General features: G+C 72.0%; 2 protein-coding genes and 1 pseudogene. 2 read left to right on the top strand and 1 reads right to left on the bottom strand.

Annotated features, from left to right (window positions below):
* Positions 1 to 388 (top strand): energy-coupling factor transporter transmembrane component T (locus tag V7E09_RS15375; RefSeq protein ID WP_324523708.1); only part of this gene is annotated, 388 nt, incomplete at its 5' end.
* Positions 385 to 1,833: an ABC transporter ATP-binding protein gene (locus tag V7E09_RS15370; protein ID WP_324512026.1), complete on the top strand. Its 1,449-nt coding sequence runs from the start codon at positions 385 to 387 to the stop codon at positions 1,831 to 1,833. The genes V7E09_RS15375 and V7E09_RS15370, both read left to right, overlap by 4 nt.
* Here V7E09_RS15370 and V7E09_RS15365 read toward each other — a convergent pair.
* Positions 1,830 to 2,235, bottom strand: a pseudogene (locus V7E09_RS15365) (hypothetical protein); the annotation flags it as partial. The gene V7E09_RS15370 and the pseudogene V7E09_RS15365 overlap by 4 nt on opposite strands.

The raw sequence follows: 2,235 nt of genomic DNA, 5'->3' as shown, positions 1-2,235 counted from the left end.
CACCCAGGTGAGCGAGGCCGTCGCCGCCATGGAACGGATGCGGCTCCCCCGCGCCGTCGTGATCCCGTTCACCGTGGTGCTGCGGTTCCTGCCCACCATCGCCCAGGAGCACCGCTCCATCTCCGACGCCATGCGGATGCGGGGCATCGGCTTCGGCGGGCGCGTCCGGAGCCCGCTGGCGATGCTGGAGTACCGGGTGGTGCCCTTGCTGGTGTCGCTGGTCCGCATCGGCGATGAGCTCACCGTGTCCGCGCTCACCCGTGGTCTGGGCGGCTCCCGCACCCGCACGCACGTGAGCCGCACCGGCTTCGGCTGGCGCGACGCGCTGCTGGCTGTGGCCGTCCTGATCCCGGTCGTCGCCCTGCTGGGCGGGGGGTGGCGCGCATGATCGAGGTCCGCAACGTCCACTTCCGCTACCAGCACGGGGAGGAGGGGGCCGGGCTGTCCGGGGTCGATCTGCACGCCGCCGCCGGTGAGGTCATCGTCGTGACCGGCTCCTCGGGGTGTGGCAAGACCACGCTGACCCGCCTGGTCAACGGCCTGATCCCCCACTTCTTCGAAGGTGATCTCTCCGGGGAGGCGAGCGTCGCCGGCCGAGTCGTGGCCGACACGCCGCCCGCCGAGGCCGCCGACGTGGTCGGGTCCGTCTTTCAGAATCCGCGCAGCCAGTTCTTCACCGTCGACGTGGGCAGCGAGCTTGCCTTCGCCGCCGAGAACCTGGGCCAGGACCGCGACGAGATCCTCGCCCGGGTAACCGAATCGGCGCAGCAGCTCGGCCTGGACGCCTTCATGGATCGCTCCATCTTCCAGCTCTCGGGCGGCCAGAAGCAGAAGGTGGCCTGCGGGTCGGTGTGGGTCTCGCGTCCCCGCGTCCTCGTGCTGGACGAGCCGTCCTCCAACCTGGACGCCGCCACCATCGCCGACCTGCGTGGTCTGATCGCCGGATGGAAACGCGCCGGCTGCACAGTCGTCGTGGCCGAGCACCGCCTGCACTACCTCCAAGGCCTCGCCGACCGCTGGCTGCTCATGGAGAACGGACAGATCACCCGCGAGTTCAGCGCCGCCGACATGTCCGCCATGGACGCCGCCACCGCCGCGTCCTTCGGGCTGCGCTCCCCTCACCCGCTTCCCCCGCCGCAGCCTCTCGCCGCACCCGCGGGCGAGGACGTCGTGGAACTCACCGGGTTCGTCAAGACCTACCCCGGCGCGAAGGCACCGGCGCTCGACATCGCGTCCCTCACGCTCCCCCGCCACGGCACCGTCGCCATCACCGGCCCCAATGGGGCAGGAAAATCGACGCTCACCCGCGCGCTGGTGGGCCTGGACAAGAAGGCGCCCGGCATCCTCGCCATCGACGGCGCCCGGCGCGACCGCAAAGCCCGGCTGGCAACGTCGTTTCTTGTCATGCAGGACGTCAACCACCAGCTGTTCACCGAATCGGTGACCGAGGAGATCCGGCTGAGCGCCCCCGACGCCGACGACGCCCACCTCGCGACGATCCTGGCCGGACTCGACCTGACCGCTGTGGCGGAACGTCACCCGATGAGCCTCTCGGGTGGGCAGAAGCAACGGGTCGCGATCGCCGCTGCGGTGGCCAGCGACGCCGACGTGGTGATCTTCGACGAGCCGACCAGCGGCCTGGACCTGGCGCACATGGCGGAGGTGGCGGCCCGCCTGGAGGAACTCGTCGCGGCCGGACGGCTCGTCATCGTCGTCACCCACGACGACGAACTCGTGGAGGCGTGCGCGGACTACCTGGTGCGCCTCGAAGGCGGCCGGGTGGTATCCGCTGGCCCGCTCCTCCGGGAGGGCGCGTCAGGCGAGGCGGCCTAGGTCCGCCGCTCGCCCTCGGCCTCACCGCTGCTCGTCGCCTGCGTGGCCTCGGCGAGTTCGGCGGCCAGCCCCCGCATGGTGACGCGCAGGGCGTCCCGGGTGAAGCGCCCCTCGGCGACGGGGTCCGTGGCGAACGGGTGGACCAGCGTCCGCACGAGCGTCGCCACCCCGGGGCTGGACTGTGCTTGGGCGTCCAGTCCGGCCAGCAGGGCGGCACGATCGTGCGGGTCGGCGTCGGAACCGCCGCTGTCGCGGTCGTCGCCGAACGCGACCGACCCGACGACCTGGTTGAACATCACCGCGTAGGCGAACCCGGCCCGGTCCCCGAATCCGGCCCTGGCCAGGGCCGCCATGCCCGCGTCCGCGATGGGGGCGGTCTCGGGCAGGGCGGGCCCGCGCATC

The organism is Propioniciclava sp. (genome assembly GCF_036744435.1).
Lineage (GTDB): Bacteria > Actinomycetota > Actinomycetes > Propionibacteriales > Propionibacteriaceae > Propioniciclava.
The sequence above is the reverse complement of the archived record's forward strand: the minus strand, read 5'-3'. Positions and strand labels throughout refer to the sequence as shown.